This window comes from uncultured Castellaniella sp., assembly GCF_937988725.1.
GTDB lineage: Bacteria > Pseudomonadota > Gammaproteobacteria > Burkholderiales > Burkholderiaceae_B > Castellaniella.
In genome coordinates, this window is the sequence record NZ_CALKHS010000004.1 from 279266 (window position 1) to 299306 (window position 20041).

A 20041-nucleotide genomic window follows, 5' to 3' on the forward strand; every position below is an offset into this window, starting at 1 on the left:
CGTGCAACGATTATTGTCCGCCGTCGGGGACGAAGACATAGCCCAGCCCCCAGACCGTCTGGATGAACACCGGTTTGGAAGGATTGGGTTCGATGAGTTTGCGCAGGCGCGAGATCTGGACGTCCAGGCTGCGGTCGAAGGCCTCGTATTCGCGGCCCCGGGCCAGTTCCATCAGCTTGTCGCGCGAGAGCGGGACCTTGGGGTGACGGGCGAAGACCTTCAGCACCGAAAATTCGCCGGTCGTGATGGGCACGGATTCGCCGCTTTTCATCAGGGTGCGGGTGGATAGATTCAACACGTACGGTCCGAATTCGACGGACTCGTTTTCCTGGCTGGGCGCGCCCGGGTGTTCCTCGGTGCCCCGGCGGCGCAGGATCGCATTGACGCGGGCCAGCAGTTCGCGGGGATTGAAGGGCTTGGTCAGGTAGTCGTCGGCCCCCATTTCCAGACCCACGATGCGGTCGATTTCCTCGGCCTTCGCGGTCAGCATGATGATGGGCGTGTTGTCGTGATTGCCCCGCAGGCGGCGGCAGATCGACAGGCCGTCTTCGCCTGGCAGCATCAGATCGAGCACCAGCAGGTCGAAATGTTCCCGCTGCCAGAGCTTGGCCATTTCTTTTGCGTCTTCGGCCACGTAGACGTTGAACCCCTGCTCGGACAGATAACGCCGCAACAGGTCGCGCAAGCGAGGATCGTCGTCGACGATCAGGATCTTGCGGGTGAGGGTCTGGTTATGTGTATTCATGGGGAAAATGTAACAGGGTCGGGAAAACAGCACCAGCGCTTATCACAACAAATTACACAATAAGCGTTTGGTTGTGTCGTGGTCGGGGCCGGCGTCAGGGCGGAATGCTCGGCCGGATCCGGGATGGGTCGCTCCTCCATTAAAATAACAGCGCCATGGACGATTTTCACATTCTAGCGTTTGAGACATCAAGTTCTCTATGCAGCGTCGCCCTGCTGTCGCAGACGGCCGGGCGCGTGCGCCTGCGCGCCGCGCAGCACGAAGGCCGACAGGAACATGCCGAGCGCATTTTGCCGCTGGCATGGCAATTGCTGGCGGATGCCGGCCTGAAGCGCGCCGATCTGTCGGCGGTGGCCTTCGGCCAGGGGCCGGGCGGCTTCACCGGCCTGCGGGTGGCGTGCGGCGTCGCTCAGGGCCTGGCGGTCGCTCTGGACATTCCGGTGCTGCCGGTGGACTCCCTGTGCGCGCTCGCCTTGCAGCAGGCGGGGGCGGACGCCTCGGGCGTCCACCTCGTCCTGCAGGATGCCCGCATGAACGAAATCTATGCGGCCGCCTATGAATGCGTCGGCGACGAATGGACGACCCTGCAGGCCCCGGCCCTGATCGCCCGGGCCGACGTGACGGCCTGGGTGGCCGATGAATCGGCGGCCTGGGCCATGCGGGCGGGGGGCGGCTGGGCGGCCCATGGGGACGCCCTGGACGCCTTCCCCGGCCTGGCGGACGAATTGCGGGCCCTGGGGGCCGTCGTGGCGGCCGGAAGCGGCGAGCGGGTCTGCGCCCATGCCGCCACGGTGGCCCGCCTGGCCGCCCGCGCCTGGCAGCGGGGGCAGGCTCTGGATGCGGCCCTGGCGGCGCCGGCGTACGTGCGCGACAAGGTCGCCTACACCACGGTCGAGCGTTCGCGCGGCCTGGGCGGCAATCCCCAGGCCGACGCGGCGCGCTGGTCGATCCACGACATGGGCATGAGCGATCTGGACGAGGTCGCCGCGATCGAACGGCAGGTCCAGTCCTTTCCCTGGACGCGGCAGAATTTCGCCGACGGCCTGGCCGCCGGATATCGCGGCTGGGTCGTGCGCCGCCTGGGCGCCATGCTGGGGTTCGCGCTGGTCATGGATACGCCGGACATGGCCCATCTGCTGGTCATCGGGGTGCGCCCGGACAGCCAGCGGCGAGGCGTGGGGGCCGAATTGCTACGATATTGCACGGCGCATTGCCATCAGGCCGGCCTGCCGGCGCTGACGCTGGAAGTGCGCCCCAGCAACGCCCAGGCCATCGCTTTCTACCAACAGCACGGTTTTCAGCAGCTGGGGCTGCGGCGCGGCTATTATCCGGCGGCCCGCGGCGCCCGTGAGGACGCCTGGATCATGACCCTGACCTTCCAGGAAACTCCGGCATGAAGCCCCAGCTGCGTCCCGCGCAGGCCGCCTGGCTGGCGGAAATCGGTCTGGACCTGCATTGGCTGGATGTGCGGCCGATCGCGTCGGCCGCGGGGGATGCCGGGGGCGCGCCGCAGCCTGCGGCCGCGCAGGGGGGCGATCCGGCGGTCCGGGGCGGGGCGGCCGATCGGCCTTCCGCGCCGGCGGCTCCGGCCCTCGCCGACGCTTCCGTCCGGCCGGCGGCGCGTTCGCCCGCGCCTTCCTCCGACCAGGCGCCCGCGCCCGCCATTGCGCCGGGCCTGCCCTTGCGGGATGCCGATCTGGCGGCGTTGGCCGGCATGGCCGATGCCTGCCGGCAATGCGTCCGGCATCAGCAGCGGCTGCGGGCCGTGCCCGGGGCCGGGCAGGCCGACCATCCCTATTACCTGATCGTGGCGGAACAGCCCGGCATCGACGACGAGGTCGCGGGCCAGCCCTTCCAGGGCGATTCCGGCCGCCTGCTGTCCGCCATGCTGGCCGCCGTCCGCCTGCCGCAGGCGGATTCCCGCTACGGCACCTACGTGATGAAATGCCGGGCGCTGGGCGGGCGCGAACCCGACGCGGCCGAAATCGCCGCGTGCGCGCCGTATCTGCACCGTGAAATCGCCCTGCTGCAGCCGCGCTGGATCCTGGCCCTGGGGCGCGTGGCCGCCCAGGCGGTGCTGGGCGATGCGGCGGACCTGGACGCGCTACGCGGCGCGCCGCAGCGCTATCGGCAGGAAGACGGCCGCGAAATTCCGGTCTGGGTGACGCACCAGCCGGCGTCCCTTCTGGTGCGGTCGGCCCTGAAGGCCGAGGCCTGGCGCGATCTGGCGGGCCTGGCTCAGGCGGTGCGGGCGGCCGATCCGGCGGAATGAATCCGGACGCGGCGCGGTCCCTGCGGACTGCGTACCGGGTCAGTGCAGGGCCGTTCCATGGCCCGTCTGCCCGATCTGCTGTTCCAGTTCGGGGTGGGCGCGGTGATTCAGGCGGTTCCAATGGATGAAGACCAGCATCAGGCAGGCGACCAGCACGCCAAAGAGCGCGATGATGGCATTGATGGGCAGGCCCAGCCACAGCATCAGGCTGTAGATGGCCAGCATCAGCAGGATGTTCAGCTGCTCGTTGAAATTCTGCACGGCGATCGAATGGCCCGCCGACAGCAGCACGTGGCCCCGATGCTGCAGCAGGGCGTTCATGGGCACGACGAAGTAGCCCGACAGGCCGCCGATCAGCAGCAGCAGGCAGTAGACGGTGAAGGGCTGGTAGACCAGGGGCATCAGCAGCACGACCAGGCCCATCACCACGCCCACGGGCAGCACCGACAGGGCGCGGCGCAGAGGGACGCGGCCGGCCAGCATGGCGCCGATGACCGTGCCGAAGGCGGCGACCCCCATCAGCACGGAGGCCTGGTCCAGGCGGTAGCCCAGGTGCTGGGCGCCCCATTCGATGACGATGAACTGCAGGGTGGCGCCCGCCCCCCAGAACAGGGTCGTGACCGCCAGGGAGATCTGGCCAAGCTTGTCGGACCAGAGGATGCGCACGTAGGCGTTGAAATTGCGGATCAGCGCGATCGGGCGGGTCTGCTGGCGCGGGTAGAAGGCATGGGTATCCGGAATCAGCAGGTTGCAGATGGCGGCGGCCACGTACACCAGGCCGATCATCAGGATGGCGGATTGCGCCGTGTTGTCGACCAGCGCGTCCACCCAGTCGAAGGACATGAGCCAGGCCGATACCGACGGGCTGATCAGCACCCCGCCCAGCACGGTGCCGATGATGACGGACAGGACGGTCAGGCCTTCGATCCAGCTGTTGCCCTTGACCAGCAGTTCGGGGGCCAGCATTTCGGTGACGATGCCGTATTTTGCCGGGGAATAGGCGGCCGCGCCGACCCCGACGATGGTATAGGCGACGAAGATCAGCATCAGCTGGTGATCATGGCTGAAGCCGAAGGCCCCGTAGCTGAACATCAGCAGGCAGCCGCAGGTCTTGAGCGCGTTGGTGGCGAACATGACCCGGCCCTTGGGGAAGGAGTCGGCGAAGGCGCCGACGAAGGCCGCCAGCACCACGTAGGCCAGGGCGAACCACCACTTCATCATGGGGGCCATCCAGTCCGGTCCGCTGAGATCGGCGATCAGCCCGATGGCGGCGATCAGCAAGGCGTTGTCCGCGATGGACGACAGCGCCTGCGCGGCCATGACCATGAAAAAGCCCTTGTTCAATCGCGGACCCCGAAGTGAGTGGTGACAGGTCGGCACAGAATGCGCGACTGTAAAATGGAGTTGCAGTATAGCGGGTTACTGGGCCTGAACGGGGTTGCCCTGCCGAGGGGCTCATTCTGGTGCGTTATCATACGCTGTTGCGATTCGTCCGCATTTTGCCCGCCAGACTTCCGTGCGCCTCACGCAGATCAAACTTGCCGGATTCAAGTCCTTTGTGGATCCGACCGTGATTCCCACGCCCAGTGAGCTGGTCGGCGTGGTGGGTCCCAACGGCTGCGGCAAGTCCAACATCATCGATGCCGTGCGCTGGGTGCTGGGGGAAACCAAGGCTTCCGAATTGCGCGGCGCCTCGATGCAGGACGTGATCTTCAACGGCTCGGGGCAGCGCAAGCCCGCCGCCCGCGCGTCGGTCGAACTGGTCTTCGACAACAGCCAGGGCCGCGCCGCCGGGCAGTGGTCCGCCTTCGCGGAAATCGCGGTGCGCCGCATCCTGACGCGCGATGGCGCCAGCAGCTACTTCGTCAACAACCAGCCGGTGCGCCGGCGCGACATCCACGACATCTTTCTGGGCACCGGCCTGGGCACGCGGGGCTACGCCATCATCGGCCAGGGCATGATCAACCGCCTGATCGAGGCGCGCCCCGAGGAATTGCGCGTCTATCTCGAAGAGGCCGCCGGCGTGTCCCGCTACAAGGAACGCCGCCGCGAAACGGAAAACCGCCTGCAGGACACCCGGGAAAACCTGACCCGGCTGGACGACATCCTGCGCGAACTGGCTGCGCAGCTGGAGAAACTCGAATCCCAGGCCCGGGTGGCGGCGGATTACCGGGCCTTGCAGACCGAAGGCGAGCTCAAGCAGCATGCTTTGTGGCTGCTGCGCGAACAGGCCGCCCGCGAAAGCCGGCAGACCCTGGCGGCGGATACGGAGCGCGCCCAGGCCGAACTGGAGTCGGCCGTGGCGGGCCTGCGGTCGCTGGAAGCCGATCTGGAGGCCCGGCGCGAGGGCCATTTTTCCGCCAGCGAGGCGGTGCACCAGACTCAGGGGCGCCTGTTCGAGGCGGGCGCCCAGGTCAGCCGCCTGGAAGCCGAGATCCGCCACGTGGTGGATTCCCGCCATCGCCTGCAGGCGCGACGCGCCCAGCTGCAATCCCAGATGCAGGAATGGGGCGACCAGCAGACCCATAGCCAGAGCGCCATCGAGGAAGTCCAGGAGCAGATCGACGAGGCCGTGGCCCGGGCCGAGACCCTGTCCATCCAGGCCCAGTCGGCGCAGGACGGCCTGCCGGATCTGGACGCGCGGCTGCGGGCCTTGAACCTGCAGCGCGACGAATGGCGCCGCGGCCTGGCCCGCACGGAACAGGACCTGGCCCTGGCGGCGCAATCGCAGCGCGATGCCGATCATCAGTGGCGCAGCCTGGACGACCGCCGACAGCGCCTGCAGGACGAACGCCAGGCGCTGGGCATGCCCGATCCGGCGGAATTGCAGCGTTGGGAGGGCGAATGCGCGATGGCGGAAGCGCGCCTGGAAGAAGCCCAGGCCCGGCTCCTGGAACTGGAATCCCGCCAGCCCGATCTGGAGTCCGCCCTGGAGCAGGCGCGGCAGGCCAGTCAGGCGGCGCGGCTCGACCTGGAACGGCTGGACGCCCGCCGCCAGGCCCTGATCGCCCTGCAGGAGAAGATCCAGTCCGAAGACGCTCTGGAACCCTGGCTGCAGCGTCAGGAACTGCACGGCCTGGGCCGTCTTTGGCAGCAGCTGCAAGTCGACGCCGGGTGGGAAACCGCCCTGGAGGCCGTCCTGCACGAGCGCATGAACGCGCTGGGACTGCGCACGCTGGACCATGTGCGGGCCTTCGCCCAGGATGCGCCGCCCGCGCGCCTGGCCTTTTATCAGGCTCCCGCCCAGGCCCCGGATCCCGTTCCGGCGCCGGCGGGGGCCGTCCCGCTGCTGGACCGGGTGCGGGCGCGGGACGCCGCGCTGCGGCCCTTGCTGGCCGGCTGGCTGCAGGGGGTGTACGTGGCCGACGACCTGGGCCAGGCCCTGTCGCGCCGCGCCGAACTGCCCCCTGGCGGGCTATGGGTCGTTCAGGCCGGGCATCGCGTGGATGCCTGCAGCGCGCGCTTCTACGCGGCGGATTCCGAACAGGCCGGTTTGCTGGCCCGCCAGCAGCAGATCGACAATCTGGCCCGCGAAATCAAGGCGGCCCAGCTGATCGCCGATCAGGCCCTGGACGCCCATGCGCGGGCCGATGCCGAACGCCGCGCCCTGGAACAGGCCCTGCAGCCGGCGCGGCTGCAGATCGCCGAGCGCATGCAGGCCCAGCACGACGCCCGGATTCAGCACCACCAGATCAGCCAGCAGATGGCCCGCTCCGACGATCAGGCCCGTCGCCTGGACGGCGACCTGCGGGACATCGGCGCGCAGCAGGCGGAGCTGGCCGCCCGGCGCGACGAGGCCGAGGCGCGCTTCGAATCCCTGGATGCTGTGCTGGCCGAACAGCAGGAACGGCAGGCGGCGCTGGACATGCAGGTCGAGGAACTGGCCGCCCAGGCCGAGCAGGCCCGCCAGCAGGGTCGCGACCAGGAACGCGCCGCCCAGGAGGCCGACTACGCGGTGCGCTCGCTGCGCAACCGCCTGGACGAACTGCGCCGCACCCTGCAACTGGCGGCCGAACAGAGCCGCCGCTCGGGAGCCGAGCTCGAATCCCTGCAGGGCGAACTGTTCGAACTGGACGAATCCGTGGCGCAGACCGGCCTGCAGGACGCCCTGGAAGCGCGCGCCGAGGCCGAAGAAGCCCTGCGCCAGGCGCGCGCCCGGCAGGACCAGGCCGCCGCCGCGCTGCGCGAAGCCGATGAAGGCCGCCTGACGCTGGAGCGCAATCTGGATCCCCTGCGGGCCCGGATCACCGAATTGCAGTTGAAGGAGCAGGCCTCGCGCCTGTCGGTCGAACAGTTCGCCGAACAGCTGGATGCCCGGCAGGTGGATCGCGCCGCTTTGCAGCGCCACCTGGCCGAACAGCCGCCGCAGTGGCAGCGGCTGGACTGGCTGCAGTCCGAGGTCCAGCGGATTTCCCGACGCGTCGAGTCGCTGGGCGCCGTCAATCTGGCCGCGCTCGAGGAACTGGCCGCCGCGCGGGACCGCAAGGAATTCCTGGATCGCCAGCGCGACGACGTGCTGTCGGCCATCGACACGCTGGAAAACGCCATTCGCAAGATCGACCGGGAAACCCGCGAACTGCTGTCCCAGACCTTCGATACGGTCAATCAGCATTTCGGGCAGCTGTTCCCGCAGCTGTTCGGCGGCGGCGAGGCGCGGCTGAGCATGACGGGCGATGAAATCCTGGACGCCGGGGTGCAGGTCATGGCGCAGCCGCCGGGCAAGCGCAACAGCACGATCCACCTGCTGTCGGGGGGCGAAAAGGCCCTGACCGCGACGGCGCTGGTGTTCGCGCTGTTCAAGCTCAATCCGGCGCCGTTCTGCCTGCTCGACGAGGTCGATGCGCCGCTGGACGACGCCAACACGGAGCGCTATGCCAATCTGGTGCGGGGCATGAGCGATCAGACACAGTTTCTCTTCATCTCACATAATAAAATTGCCATGCAGATGGCGCGGCAGCTGGTCGGGGTCACCATGCAGGAGCAGGGTGTGTCCCGGATCGTGGCCGTGGATATGGATTCAGCCTTGCAGTGGGTTGCGGGCGCAGCCTGAACGGGGTAACGAGGTCTTTATGAGCGATTTGCAGATTTTGCTGATTTCGATTGGGGCGGCGCTGATCGTCGTCGTGCTGCTGTATAACGGTTGGCAGGAATGGCGCGCGCGGCGCAGCATGCGGGCGACCATGCCCGAATCCGAGCAGGATGCGCTCATGCAGGACGTCGCGCCCCGGCGCGAGCCCAGCCTCTGGGAACCCGATCGCGCCGCCGTGGCCGACGAGTCCCCCGAAATCGATCCCGCCTGCGAGGCCGTGATCGACATCGCCCTGGCGCATCCGGCATCGGGCGAGGCGCTGTCGGAGGCCGTGCAGTCCATCGCCCGGGTGGGCAAGAAACCCGTGCGCGTCTTCGCCGAACGGGAAGGCGGCGGCCATCGCACCCGGCTGCGGGCCGACGAATCCTACGTGTCGCTGCAGCTGGCCGTGGTGATGGCCAATCGGGGCGGGGCGCTGACGGCCATCGAATGGTCCAATCTCTGGACCCTGGCGCAGAATCTGGCCGAACGCTTCGACGGACAGATCGAGGCCCCCGAACAGGACGTGGTCCTGAAACAGGCGGCCGAACTGGATGCGCGCTGCGCCGCCATGGATGCGCAGGTCGGCCTGATCCTGCAGCTGGCGGCCCCGCGGTCCGCCGCCGCCATCGCGGAGGCCGCCGCCGAGGCCGGTTTCGTGCAGTCGCGCGGGCAATGGGCCTGGATGGCCGAAAATGGCCTGCCGCGTTTCGTCCTGCAGGTCGATCAGCAGTCGGAAGGCCCGTCCCACCGGGCGGACCTGATCCTGGATGTGCCCAACAGCATTCCCGATGACCAGGCCTTCAGCCGGATGGTGGCGGTGGGGCGCGATCTGGCCCAGCGCCTGGAAGCCCACGTGCTGGACGATCAGGGCCGCACCTTCCAGGACGCCTCGGCGCCCGCGATCGACAAGCAGATCAGCGCCCTGTACGACCAGCTGGATCAGGCCGGCTTCCTGGCCGGCACCGAGCGCACCGCCCGGGTGTTTTCGTGACCGACGACTCCCTGCGCCGGGAACTGCTGGACCTGCGGGCCGAAATCGAAGCCCATAATCACCGCTATTACGTGCTGGACGAGCCGGCCGTGTCCGACGCGCAGTACGACCGGCTGATGAACCGGCTTCAGGAGATCGAACAGGAACACCCCGACTGGGTGACGCCGGACTCCCCCACCCAGCGGGTCGGGGCTTCTCCCTCGGGGCATTTCGCGCCGGTGCGTCATGCGGTGCGCATGCTGTCCCTGGGCAATGCCTTCGAAGACCAGGACATCCAGGCCTTCGACGACCGGGTGACGGCCATCCTGGCCGAATCCGGGCTGTTGAATGAGCCCGGACACGGGGCGGTCACCGCGGACTGCCTCGTGCCTGACGAACCCGAACCGCCCGCAAGCGGCGACGCGGACGAGCTGCGCCGCAAAGCGCCGATCCCGGGCGTGGACTACGTGGCGGAATACAAGTTCGACGGCCTGGCCGTCAACCTGCGGTACGAGCAGGGCCATCTGGTCCAGGCCGCCACCCGGGGCGACGGCTCCGAGGGCGAGGACATCACCGCGAACATCCGCACCCTGCGTTCCGTGCCGCTGCGCCTGCGCGGCGACGCCGCGCCCGCCGTGCTGGAAGTGCGGGGCGAGGTCCTGATGACGCGGGCGGATTTCGCCCGCCTGAACGAACAGCAGCTGTCCCGGGGGGACAAGCCCTTCGTCAATCCGCGCAACGCGGCCGCCGGCAGCCTGCGCCAGCTGGATCCGCGCGTGACGGCGGCGCGGCCGCTGCGCTTCTACGCCTATGGCTGGGGGCAGATCCGGGACGCCGCGGGGCGCGATCTGCAGCCGCAGGCCACCCATGCCGCCATGCTGGATTGGCTGGCGGCGTTCGGCTTCGCCGTCAGCCCGGGGCGCCGGCGTTGCCGGGGCGCGGCGCAACTGCTGCGTTTCTATGCTTCGGTCGGTTCGGAACGGTCCGGGCTACCCTACGATATCGACGGGGTGGTCTACAAGGTCAATGACCTGCGCGCCCAGGAAGTGCTGGGCTTCGTGGCGCGGGCGCCGCGCTTTGCGATCGCGCACAAATTCCCGGCCCAGGAGGAAACCACCCGCCTGGTCGGCATCGAGGTCCAGGTCGGGCGCACCGGGGCGCTGACGCCCGTGGCGCGGCTGCAGCCGGTCTTCGTGGGCGGCGTCACCGTCACGAATGCGACCTTGCACAACGAGGACGAGATCCACCGCAAGGACATCCGCATCGGCGACACGGTGGTCGTGCGCCGCGCCGGAGACGTGATTCCCGAAGTGGTCGGGCCGGTGCTGGACTTGCGGCCGGCGGACGCCCTGCCGTTCGATCTGCTGGCCGCCTGCCCGGTCTGTCCGGTCTGCGGGTCCGCGGTGGAACGGCCCGAGGGCGAGGCCATCACCCGCTGCACGGGCGGCCTGTTCTGCCCCGCCCAGCGCAAGCAGACCCTGTGGCATGCTGCCAGCCGCAAGGCCCTGGACATCGACGGCCTGGGAGACAAGCTGATCGAACAACTGGTCGATGGCGGCCGGGTGCGCACCCTGGCCGACCTGTACGGCCTGACCGAGCTGGAACTGTCCACGTATCCGCGCATGGGGCGGAAATCGGCTCAGAACCTGGTGCAGGCCATCGATCAGAGCCGCCGCCCGCCGCTGTCGCGGCTGCTGTATGCCCTGGGCATCCGCCACGTGGGCGAAACGACGGCGCGCGACGTGGCGCGCCATTTCGGCTCCATGCAGGCCATCATGGACGCTTCCGAGGATCAGCTGCTGCAGGTGCCCGACGTGGGGCCGGTGGTGGCGGCTTCCATTCGCCGCTTCTTTGCCGAAGCGCATAACCGCGAGGTCGTCGCCGCGCTGCAGGCGGCGGGTGTGGAGCCGCAGGCCGATGCCGCTCCGGCCGGCGCGAAGCCCCTGGCCGGCAAGACGCTGGTGCTGACCGGCACGCTGCCCGCGCTGACGCGCGACGAGGCCACCCGCCGGATCCTCGCGGCGGGCGGCAAGGTCAGCGGTTCGGTGTCGCGCAAGACCGCCTGGGTGGTGGCCGGCGAGGAAGCCGGCAGCAAGCTCGCCAAGGCGGAAGAATTGGGCGTCGCCGTCCTGGACGAAGCCGGCCTGCTGAAATTGCTGGAGCATTGACGCGCGGCGGGCCGGTATGGGCCGCGCAAAAAAGCAGCGGGGCGGTCTTCCCCAGGAAGACCGCCCCGTTTTTACCTGCCGATGGCGGATTACTTGGCTGCGGTGTTGTCCACGATCTTGGCGTCCTTCATCAGGCCTTTCTGGTAGTCGCCCAGAGCCTGCTGGCGCATCATTTCTTCCAGCTGGGGCTTGGCTTCCTCGAAGGACGGGAAAGCGACGGGGCGCTCGTCCTCGACCTGGATCACGTGCCAGCCGAACTGGGTCTTGACGGGTTCGCTGCTGATCTCGCCCTTCTTCATGCTTTCCACGGCCTTGGCGAATTCGGGCACGTAGTTGCTGGTCGGGCCCCAGCCCAGCTCGCCGCCGTTCTTGCCGCTGCCGGTGTCGATGGAGTCTTTCTTCGCGGCGGCTTCGAAGGTGGTCTTCTTGGCCTTGATGGACTTGATCAGGGACTTGGCCTGGTCTTCTTCCTTGACCAGGATGTGACGCAGCTTGTATTCCTTGCGGTCGGCCTGTTCGGCCTTGAGGGTGTCGTATTCCTTCTTCATGTCCGCGTCGGTGACGGGATGATCCTTCAGGTACTTCGCCATCAGGGCGCGCACCAGGATGCTTTGCGACGCCAGCTCGGTTTCCTGCTGGACGGCGGGATCCTTCTGCAGTCCGGCCTTTTCGGCGGCCTGGACGGCGACCAGGCGGTTGATCATTTCCTGCTTGACCTGATCGCGCAGCTGCGGGGAATCTTGAGCGCCCTGGCTGACGAGCAGGCTGACGAACTGGTCGAACTTGGCCTGGGAAATCCCCTGGCCGTTGACCGTGACGAGATCCTTGGCGTAGACCGGCAGAGCCAGAGAGCAGGCCAGGGCCACAACAGCAATACGTTTCATGAAAGTCCTTGGTTGGGGGAAATGCTGGCCTCGATGGCCAATGCGTGAATCGGATGAGGCATCAGATCCCGCACGCAATCATACACAAGGCGATGGCGTGCGAGAGTTCCGAGCCCCTCGAACTGTTTGGACGCGATCCGGACCCGAAAGTGCCGCGCGCCGCCCCGGGCGCCCGCATGTCCGGCGTGGAGGTGGGATTCGTCGATGAGGTCCAGCGTGTCCGGATCCAGGACCTGCAGCCGCGCCTGCAGCTGCTGGCGCAGATCTTCCGCTGAAGCGGGCGCCGAGGCTGTCGTCATGAGGCGTCCGTGTCCTTGGCGGGCGCGGAATCCGCCTGCGCGTCGGCCTGGATGTGCCGGCCCAGCCACACCGACTGCACGACGACGAACAGCAGCAGCAGGATCATCAGGCCGAAGACCTTGAAATTCACCCACTGCGATTCGGTGAACCGGCCGGAAAACGCCACGTACAGGTTCAGCGCCCCGGATGCGACGAAGAACGCCGCCCAGCTGTCGTTCAGGCGGGCCCAGGCGCGGTCGGGCAGGGCGATCTTCTCGCCCATCAGCCGGCGCATCAGATTGCGGCCCGTCAGGACGCGGGAGCCCAGCAGGATGGCCGCGAACAGCCAGTACAGGACGGTCGGCTTCCACTTGATGAAGGTATCGTCGTGGAACAGCAGCGTGGCCCCGCCGAACACCACGATCACGGTCAGATTGATCCAGTGGGTGCCTTCGATGGCGCGGTGCGTCAGCCGCAGCCAGACGATCTGGGCGATGGCCGCCGCCATGGCGACGCCCGTCGCGACATAGATGTCGGCAAAGCGGAAAGCCACGAAAAACAGGATCAGGGGGAACAGGTCGAAAAGAAATTTTTTCATTCGGCCGGGATGAATTTGAGGGAAAGGGAATTGATGCAGTAGCGCAGGCCGGTCGGCGCGGGGCCGTCGGGAAAGACGTGGCCCAGATGGGCGCCGCAGGCGGCGCACAGCGTTTCGATGCGGACCATGCCGTGGCTGGTGTCGCGTTCTTCGCGGATGGCGTCCGGGCGGATCGGTTCGAAGTAGCTGGGCCAGCCGCAGCCGGCGTCGAATTTGGTGTCGGAGACGAACAGCGGCGTGCCGCAGCACACGCACACGTAGGTGCCGGCCTGGGTGTTGTCCCAGTAGCGGCCGGTGAAAGGGCGTTCGGTGTGTTTCAGGCGGGTGACGGCGAATTCATCCGGCGACAGCTGCGCGCGCCATTGGGCGTCGGTGCGATTGACCTTGTCCACAAAAAAACCAGTATCGGGTCTCTGAATCAGTAACTCGTTTATCTTAAACGACTTTTCCTCCCCTGTCCCCGGGCTGTCACCTCGGGTTTCATTTCGGCGGCCGGGGTCTCGGATGGACGTATTCAGCAGCAAATTGCGTCAGCCTGCGATAATATGACGCCCGATCACGATTCATGCTGAAAACGGGCTGATTTGTCATCGGGAATTGCACAGATGCGCGGGTCCGCCCGTCCGCCTGGGGCCCCGATGCGCAAGCGCGGCGAATAAAAACCTACGGAGACAACCATGACATTTGCACGTTCCTTCCGCCTGACCCTGGGCGCTGCCGCCCTGCTGGCCGCCTTGCCCCTGGCCGTCTCGGCCCAGATCAAGGTCGGCGTGACCGTGTCGGCCACCGGGCCGGCCGCCTCGCTGGGCATCCCTGAGCGCGATACGGTCGCGCTGCTGCCGACGCAGATCGGCGGCGAGCAGGTCCAGTACATCGTGCTGGACGACGCCACCGACACCACGCAGGCGGTCAAGAACATCCGCAAGTTCACGGCCGACGATCATGTGGACGTGGTGCTGGGCACGTCGGTGACGCCCGCGTCCCTGGCCATGTCGGACGTGGCGGCCGAGACCGGCACGCCCATGATCAGCGTGGCCGCCAACGCCAAGCTGGTCGAGCCGGTGGACGGTCCGCGCAAATGGATCTTCAAGACGCCCCAGAACGACGCCCTGATGGCCGGCGCGCTGGCCGACGCCATGGTCAAGCAGAAGGTGAAGACCCTGGGCTTCATCGGCTTCAGCGACGCCTACGGCGACGGCTGGCTGCAGGAAATGAAGGCCGCCGCCCAGGCCAAGGGCATCAAGGTCGTGGCCGCCGAACGTTTCGCCCGCCCCGACACCAGCGTCACGGGCCAGGTGCTGAAGCTGCTGGCCGCCAAGCCGGACGGCATCCTGATCGCGGCGTCGGGCACGCCGGTGGCGCTGCCGCAGCGTGAACTGGTCGAGCGCGGCTACAAGGGCCAGATCTACCAGACCCACGGCGCGGCCAACAACGACGTGCTGCGGGTCTGCGGCAAGGCCTGCGAAGGCATGATCCTGCCCGCCGGGCCCTTGCTGGTGGCCGCGCAGCTGCCCGACAGCAATCCGGTGAAAAAGAGCGCCCTGGTCTATGTGCAGGCCTACGAAGGCAAGTACGGCGCCGGGACGACCAACACCTTCGGCGGCCACATGTGGGACGCCGGCCGGCTGATCAACGATGCGATCCCGCGCGCGCTGAAGACCGGCGCCAAGCCGGGCACGCCGGAATTCCGTTCGGCGCTGCGCGACGCCCTGGAGCAGGTCAAGGAATTGCCGGCTTCCCAGGGAATCTTCACCATGAGCCCGACGGACCATGCCGGCCTGGACACGCGCGGCCGCGTGATGGTCAAGGTCGTCAATGGCAAGTGGACCTACCAGCCGGACCTGTAAGCTCATGACGCAAGGCGGTTCTGGCCGCGCCGCAAGGCAGGGGCGCATTCACGGGGCGGGGCGAGCATGGATCTGACGATCGTACTGATCCTGCTGCAGGACGGCATCCTGAACGGGGCCATCTACGCCCTGCTGGGCCTGGCGCTGGTGCTGGTGTTCCTGGTGACCCGGGTCATCCTGATCCCGCAGGGTGAATTCGTCACCTTCGGCGCCCTGTCGCTGGCTTTCCTGGCCAACGGCAAGGTGCCGGGCACGGCGCTCCTGCTGGTGCTGATGGGCGGCCTGGTCTGCCTGTTCGAAGCCGTGTCCGCCTGGCGCGGGCATCAGTGGCGCGGTTACGGCCGCACGCTGCTCTGGGCGCTGGTCCTGCCCCTGGTCCTGTGGATGCTGGCGCCGCGCGTGGCGGCGCCGGGGACGCCCGTGCCGCTGCAGGTGCTGTTCGCCCTGGCGCTGGTCATCCCCATGGGGCCGATGATCTATCGCCTGGTGTACCAGCCGGTCGAGCAGGCCAGCGTGCTGGTCCTGCTGATCATCTCGGTGGCCGTGCATTTCGCCTTGACGGGCCTGGGACTGCTGTTCTTCGGCGCCGAGGGCTGGCGCACGCCGGCGCTGGTCGAGGGCAGCGTGCAGATCGGTCCTGTGCAATGGACGGCCCAGACCTTCGCCGTGCTGGGCCTGTGCGTCGTCCTGATCGCCGCGCTGTGGCTGTTCTTCAGCCGCACCCTGTATGGCCGTGCCCTGCGGGCGACCGCTGTCAATCGCCGGGGCGCCCGGTTGGTGGGCATCAGCACGCGGGTCGCGGGCAGCCTGACCTTCACCCTGGCCGCGGCCATCGGCGCCCTGTCGGGCATGCTGATCGCCGCCATCACCACCATCTACTATGACACCGGCTTCCTGATCGGGCTGAAAGGCTTCGTCGCCGCCATCTTCGGCGGCCTGGTCAGCTACCCGATCGCGGCGGCGGGCGCCCTGTTCGTCGGCATCCTCGAAGCCTTTTCCTCGTTCTGGGCCAGCCCCTTCAAGGAAGCGATCGTGTTCACCCTGATCATCCCGGTGCTGCTGTGGCGCTCGTTCGGCAGCGTGCATCTGGATGAGGAGGACTGACGCGATGCACCTCCTCTGGATCAAGATCCCGGCCCTGGCCGTGCTGGCATTGCTGCCCTGGATACCGGGCGTGCCGGCGTTCTGGATCACGCAGATGAATTACATCGGCCTGTACAGCCTGGTGGTCCTGGGACTGGTGCTGCTGACGGGCGTCGGCGGGCTGACCTCGTTCGGCCAGTCCGCCTTCGTCGGGCTGGGCGCGTATTCCACCGCCTGGCTGACGACGGCCATGGGGGTGTCGCCCTGGCTGGGCCTGCTGGCGGGCCTGGCGCTGACCTGCCTGGTGGCCTACGGGTTGGGCGTCATCACCCTGCGCCTGTCCGGCCACTATCTGCCCCTGTGCACCCTGGCCTGGTGCCTGGCCTTGTATTACCTGTATGGCAATCTGGATTTCCTCGGGCGCTACGACGGCATCGCCGGCATTCCGCCCCTGAGGCTGGGCGGCTGGTCGCTGGCGGCCGGCCAATCCATGTACCTGCTGATCTGGCTGGTGCTGCTGCTGGCCCTGTGGGCCACGCACAACCTGCTGGATTCCCGCGCGGGGCGCGCGATCCGCGCCTTGCGCAGCGGATCCATGGCGGAATCGTTCGGCGTCGATCTGGCGCACTACAAAGTCGTGATCTTCGTCTATGCGGCCCTGCTGGGCAGCGTGTCGGGCTGGCTGTATGCGCACATGCAGCGGGCCGTCAGCCCCAGCCCCTTCGGCCTGGGGTATGGCATCGAATACTTGTTCATGGCGGTGGTGGGCGGCGCCGGCAGCGTCTGGGGCGCGGTGGCCGGCGCCGCCGCCATCCTGATCGTCAAGGACCAGCTGCAGAATCTGCTGCCCAAGCTGGTCGGCAACGGCGTCAACCTGGAATTGCTGGCATTCGGGGTGCTGATGATCCTGGTGCTGCAGTACGCCCGCGACGGCCTGTGGCCGGTGCTGGCCCGGATCGGCCAGTGGCTGGGCGGGCGTGCGTCCGACGGCGCGCCGGCCCGTTCGCGGCCGGCAGCGGCGGCGGACCTGCCGCATCGGCCCTTGCCGCCCGCCGGGCAGGTGGTGCTGGAAGTCGACCGCGTCCGCAAGGAATTCGGCGGACTGGTGGCGGTGAACGACATCAGCTTCCAGTTGCGAGCCGGGGAGATCATGGGGCTGATCGGCCCCAACGGCGCGGGCAAGAGCACGACCTTCAATCTGATCAGCGGCGTCCTGCCGCTCAGCGGCGGCCAGGTGCGGTTCATGGGGGACCGCATCGACGGCCGCCCGGCCCACGACATCGCCCGCCGGGGCCTGGTGCGCAGCTTCCAGCACGTGCAGCTGCTGCCGGACATGACGGTGCTGGACAACGCCGCCCTGGGCGCGCACCTGCGCAGCCGCGCCGGCGTGGTCGCGGCGGCGCTGCGGCTGGACCGCGCCAGCGAGGCGTCCCTGCTGCAGGAAGCCGCCCGCCAGCTGGAGCGGGTGGGGCTGGGCGACGTCATGGACCAGCCCGCCGGCAGCCTGCCGCTGGGCCGCCAGCGCATCGTGGAAATCGCCCGCGCCCTGTGCGGGGACCCTGTCCTGCTGCTGCTCGACGAGCCCGCCGCCGGCCTGCGCTATCAGGAAAAACAGGCCCTGGCGGCCGTGCTGGACCAGCTGCGCCGCGAGGGCATGAGCCTGCTGCTGGTGGAACACGACATGGATTTCGTCATGAAGCTCACCGATCACCTGCTGGTCATGGATTTCGGCACCCCCCTGGCCGAAGGCGTGCCGGCCGACATCCAGGCCAACCCCGCCGTGCTGGAGGCCTATCTGGGCGGTCTGGACGATGACTGGGATCCGGTCGCGCCGGCCCCGGCGGCGGCCGGTGCGCCTGGCCTGCATCCAGGAGCGGCATCATGACGGCGGCCGCGGACGCGGTGCTGTCGGTCCGGGGTCTGTCGGCCCATTACGGCAAGGTCGCCGCCCTGGATCCCTTGGACCTGACGGTGGGGCAGGGCCGGATCGTGACGGTGATCGGCGCCAACGGCGCCGGCAAATCCACGCTGCTCAACGCCCTGATGGGCGCCTTGCCGCAGCGCGGCCACAGCCAGGGCCGCGTCCTGTTCCAGGGCCGGGAGATCCAGGACTGGGACATCGAGCGCCGGGTCGGGCTGGGCCTGACGCTGGTGCCCGAGCGGCGCGAACTCTTTGCCAGCATGTCGGTGCACGACAACCTGCTGCTGGGCGGGTTCCGCCTGTACCGCGCCGGGGTGCGCGGCTGGCGCGATACCCTGGATCAGGTCTACGCCCTGTTCCCGCGCCTGCGCGAGCGGGCAGACCAGGCGGCCGGCACCCTGTCGGGCGGCGAGCGCCAGATGCTGGCGGTGGGCCGCGCCCTGATGGCCCGCCCGTCCCTGCTGATGCTGGACGAGCCCAGCCTGGGGCTGGCGCCCCGCGTGGTGCGGGAAATCTTCCAGACCATTGCCCAGCTGCGCAGCACGGGCGTGTCCATTCTGCTGGTCGAGCAGAACGCCCGCGCGGCCCTGCATGTGGCCGACACCGGCTACGTGCTGGAAACCGGCTCCGTCGTCCTGCAGGGCGAGGCGTCCATGCTGGCCACCCATCCCCGGGTCGTCGAAAGCTACCTTGGATTCGCCGGGACGTAGGACAGTCCCTGCGGACTGTCCTACGCCAGGCGAATCGAAGCGGCCTGCAGGCCGCGCCGTGGGGGGCTTTATCGGCTTGAGACGCCCCTACCGCCCCCATGCAGGGTTCCATCGCATTGACACCCCCGCGGCCCGACGATAACCTCGAAAGGCAGCCCGCGCGGGGGCCTTGGCGTTTCGCGCGGGGCTTCGCAACACAAAGCATAATCAACGGAGACATTCCATGAAGATGAAGAAGTTGTTGCTGTGCCTGGCGATTTCTGCGGCGATCCCCCAGTTCGCCGGTGCGGCCGAACCCTTGCGCATCGGGATCCTGAACGATCAGTCGGGCCTGTATTCCGATTTCGGCGGGGTGACGTCGGTGACGGCGGCCCAGATGGCCGTGAAGGACTTCGGCGGGGAAGTCCTGGGCCGCAAGATCGAAGTGGTGTCCGCGGACCACCAGAACAAGACCGACATCGCGACTTCCATCGCCCGCAAGTGGTTCGACGTGGATCACGTCGAAATGATCGGCGACCTGACCAATTCGGCGGTGGCCCTGGCCGTGCAGGGCCTGGCGCAGGAAAAGGGCAAGATCACCATCGCATCCGGTCCTTTCTCCGCGGCCCTGACGGGCAAGGCCTGCTCGCCCACGGGCTTCCATTGGGCGTTTGACACCTACGCCTCGTCGGTGGGGACGGCCACCGGCCTGGTCAAGGAAGGCGCCAAGAACTGGTTCATCCTGGGGGCCGATTACGCTTATGGGAAGCAGCTGGCGGCCGACCTGACCAAGGTCGTGGACAAGAACGGCGGCAAGGTCGTCGGCGAGGTCTTCCACCCGGTGGGCACGTCCGACTTCGCGTCCTTCCTGCTGCAGGCTCAGTCCTCCAAGGCGCAGGCCGTGGCGCTGGCCAACGCCGGCGCCGATACCAGCAACAGCATCAAGCAGGCCGCCGAATTCGGCCTGACCAAGGCCGGCCAGAAACTGGTGGCCCTGGGCATCGTGATCAGCGACGTGCATGCGCTGGGCCTGGAAAAGGCGCAGGGGCTGGTGGCGACCACGCCGTTCTACTGGGATCGCGACGATGCCAGCCGGAAGTTCTCCGCGCGCTTCGAAAAGCTGACCCAGCGCGAACCCGGCATGGTGCAGGCCGGCGTGTATTCGTCCACCCTGCATTACCTGAAGGCCGTCAAGGCCGCCGGGACGACCGACGGCAAGGCCGTGGCCGAAAAAATGCGTGAATTGCCGGTCAACGACTTCTTCGCCCACAACGGCGTCGTCCGCAAGGACGGCTGGATGGCCCACGACATGTACCTGATCCAGGTGAAGACTCCGGCCGAATCCAAGGGCCCCTGGGACTACTACAAGATCCTGCGCACCCTGCCGGCCGATCTGGTGTCGGTGCCCTTGTCGGAAAGCGCCTGCCCCCTGGTCAAGAAGAGCTGATCGGGCCGGGCCGGAGATGCTCCGGCCCGAAGGGGCATGATATGAAAAACTCCGGCCCGTCGATGAT

16 protein-coding genes are annotated in these 20041 nt (G+C 68.0%); 10 read left to right on the forward strand and 6 right to left on the reverse strand.

Annotated features, from left to right (window positions below):
- Window positions 1-10 precede the first annotated feature (10 nt).
- Window positions 11-745 carry a two-component system response regulator OmpR gene (gene ompR, locus Q0263_RS04815; RefSeq protein ID WP_298013833.1) on the reverse strand — a complete coding sequence of 245 codons (735 nt, stop codon included), beginning with the start codon at window positions 743-745 and terminating at the stop codon, window positions 11-13.
- A 155-nt stretch (window positions 746-900) separates the two neighbouring features.
- Between ompR and tsaB the strand changes: the two genes are divergently transcribed.
- Window positions 901-2142 carry a tRNA (adenosine(37)-N6)-threonylcarbamoyltransferase complex dimerization subunit type 1 TsaB gene (gene tsaB / locus Q0263_RS04820; RefSeq protein WP_298013835.1) on the forward strand — a complete coding sequence of 414 codons (1242 nt, stop codon included), beginning with the start codon at window positions 901-903 and terminating at the stop codon, window positions 2140-2142.
- Window positions 2139-3017: a uracil-DNA glycosylase gene (locus Q0263_RS04825; RefSeq protein ID WP_298013837.1), complete on the forward strand. Its 879-nt coding sequence runs from the start codon at window positions 2139-2141 to the stop codon at window positions 3015-3017. The genes tsaB and Q0263_RS04825 overlap by 4 nt, the downstream gene beginning before the upstream one ends.
- Before the next feature lie 39 nt (window positions 3018-3056).
- Here Q0263_RS04825 and lplT read toward each other — a convergent pair whose 3' ends face one another.
- On the reverse strand, window positions 3057-4361 hold the full coding sequence (gene lplT, locus Q0263_RS04830) for a lysophospholipid transporter LplT (RefSeq protein ID WP_298013840.1): 1305 nt from the start codon (window positions 4359-4361) through the stop codon (window positions 3057-3059).
- Window positions 4362-4533: 172 nt separating this feature from the next.
- On the opposite strand from lplT, the gene smc reads away from it, so the two are divergent.
- The 3 genes from smc to ligA are packed head-to-tail and all read left to right on the forward strand — an operon-like array spanning window position 4534 to window position 11226.
- The gene (gene smc, locus Q0263_RS04835; protein ID WP_298013842.1) at window positions 4534-8067 is read left to right on the forward strand and encodes a chromosome segregation protein SMC; all 3534 of its coding nucleotides are present in this window, start codon (window positions 4534-4536) and stop codon (window positions 8065-8067) included.
- Window positions 8068-8086: 19 nt separating this feature from the next.
- Window positions 8087-9079, forward strand: a complete 993-nt coding sequence (locus tag Q0263_RS04840) for a cell division protein ZipA C-terminal FtsZ-binding domain-containing protein (protein WP_298013844.1) — start codon at window positions 8087-8089, stop codon at window positions 9077-9079.
- Window positions 9076-11226 (forward strand): NAD-dependent DNA ligase LigA, encoded by a 2151-nt coding sequence (ligA, locus tag Q0263_RS04845; RefSeq protein WP_298013846.1) that lies wholly within the window; start codon window positions 9076-9078, stop codon window positions 11224-11226. The genes Q0263_RS04840 and ligA overlap by 4 nt, the downstream gene beginning before the upstream one ends.
- Before the next feature lie 89 nt (window positions 11227-11315).
- Here the strand turns inward: ligA and Q0263_RS04850 are convergent, their stop codons facing one another.
- From Q0263_RS04850 to msrB, 4 genes are read right to left on the reverse strand one after another with little or no spacing between them, the layout of a single operon-like run.
- Window positions 11316-12110 carry a peptidylprolyl isomerase gene (locus Q0263_RS04850; RefSeq protein WP_298013848.1) on the reverse strand — a complete coding sequence of 265 codons (795 nt, stop codon included), beginning with the start codon at window positions 12108-12110 and terminating at the stop codon, window positions 11316-11318.
- Entirely contained in the window at window positions 12107-12409 is a 303-nt protein-coding gene (locus Q0263_RS04855; protein ID WP_298013850.1) for a BolA family protein, read from the reverse strand. The genes Q0263_RS04850 and Q0263_RS04855 overlap by 4 nt, the downstream gene beginning before the upstream one ends.
- Window positions 12406-12987 (reverse strand): septation protein A, encoded by a 582-nt coding sequence (locus Q0263_RS04860; RefSeq protein WP_298013852.1) that lies wholly within the window; start codon window positions 12985-12987, stop codon window positions 12406-12408. The genes Q0263_RS04855 and Q0263_RS04860 overlap by 4 nt, the downstream gene beginning before the upstream one ends.
- Entirely contained in the window at window positions 12984-13379 is a 396-nt protein-coding gene (msrB, locus tag Q0263_RS04865; RefSeq protein ID WP_298013854.1) for a peptide-methionine (R)-S-oxide reductase MsrB, read from the reverse strand. The genes Q0263_RS04860 and msrB overlap by 4 nt, the downstream gene beginning before the upstream one ends.
- A gap of 285 nt (window positions 13380-13664) precedes the next feature.
- Between msrB and Q0263_RS04870 the strand changes: the two genes are divergently transcribed.
- The 5 genes from Q0263_RS04870 to Q0263_RS04890 all read left to right on the forward strand — a co-directional run bounded on the left by Q0263_RS04870 (window position 13665) and on the right by Q0263_RS04890 (window position 19974).
- The gene (locus Q0263_RS04870) at window positions 13665-14834 is read left to right on the forward strand and encodes an ABC transporter substrate-binding protein (RefSeq protein WP_298013856.1); all 1170 of its coding nucleotides are present in this window, start codon (window positions 13665-13667) and stop codon (window positions 14832-14834) included.
- A 66-nt stretch (window positions 14835-14900) separates the two neighbouring features.
- The gene (locus tag Q0263_RS04875; RefSeq protein ID WP_298013858.1) at window positions 14901-15938 is read left to right on the forward strand and encodes a branched-chain amino acid ABC transporter permease; all 1038 of its coding nucleotides are present in this window, start codon (window positions 14901-14903) and stop codon (window positions 15936-15938) included.
- 4 nt (window positions 15939-15942) lie between these two features.
- Window positions 15943-17802 (forward strand): branched-chain amino acid ABC transporter ATP-binding protein/permease, encoded by a 1860-nt coding sequence (locus Q0263_RS04880; protein WP_298013860.1) that lies wholly within the window; start codon window positions 15943-15945, stop codon window positions 17800-17802.
- Window positions 17799-18548: an ABC transporter ATP-binding protein gene (locus Q0263_RS04885; RefSeq protein ID WP_298013862.1), complete on the forward strand. Its 750-nt coding sequence runs from the start codon at window positions 17799-17801 to the stop codon at window positions 18546-18548. The genes Q0263_RS04880 and Q0263_RS04885 overlap by 4 nt, the downstream gene beginning before the upstream one ends.
- A 223-nt stretch (window positions 18549-18771) precedes the next feature.
- Window positions 18772-19974: an ABC transporter substrate-binding protein gene (locus Q0263_RS04890; protein ID WP_298013864.1), complete on the forward strand. Its 1203-nt coding sequence runs from the start codon at window positions 18772-18774 to the stop codon at window positions 19972-19974.
- The last annotated feature ends 67 nt before the right edge of the window (window positions 19975-20041 follow it).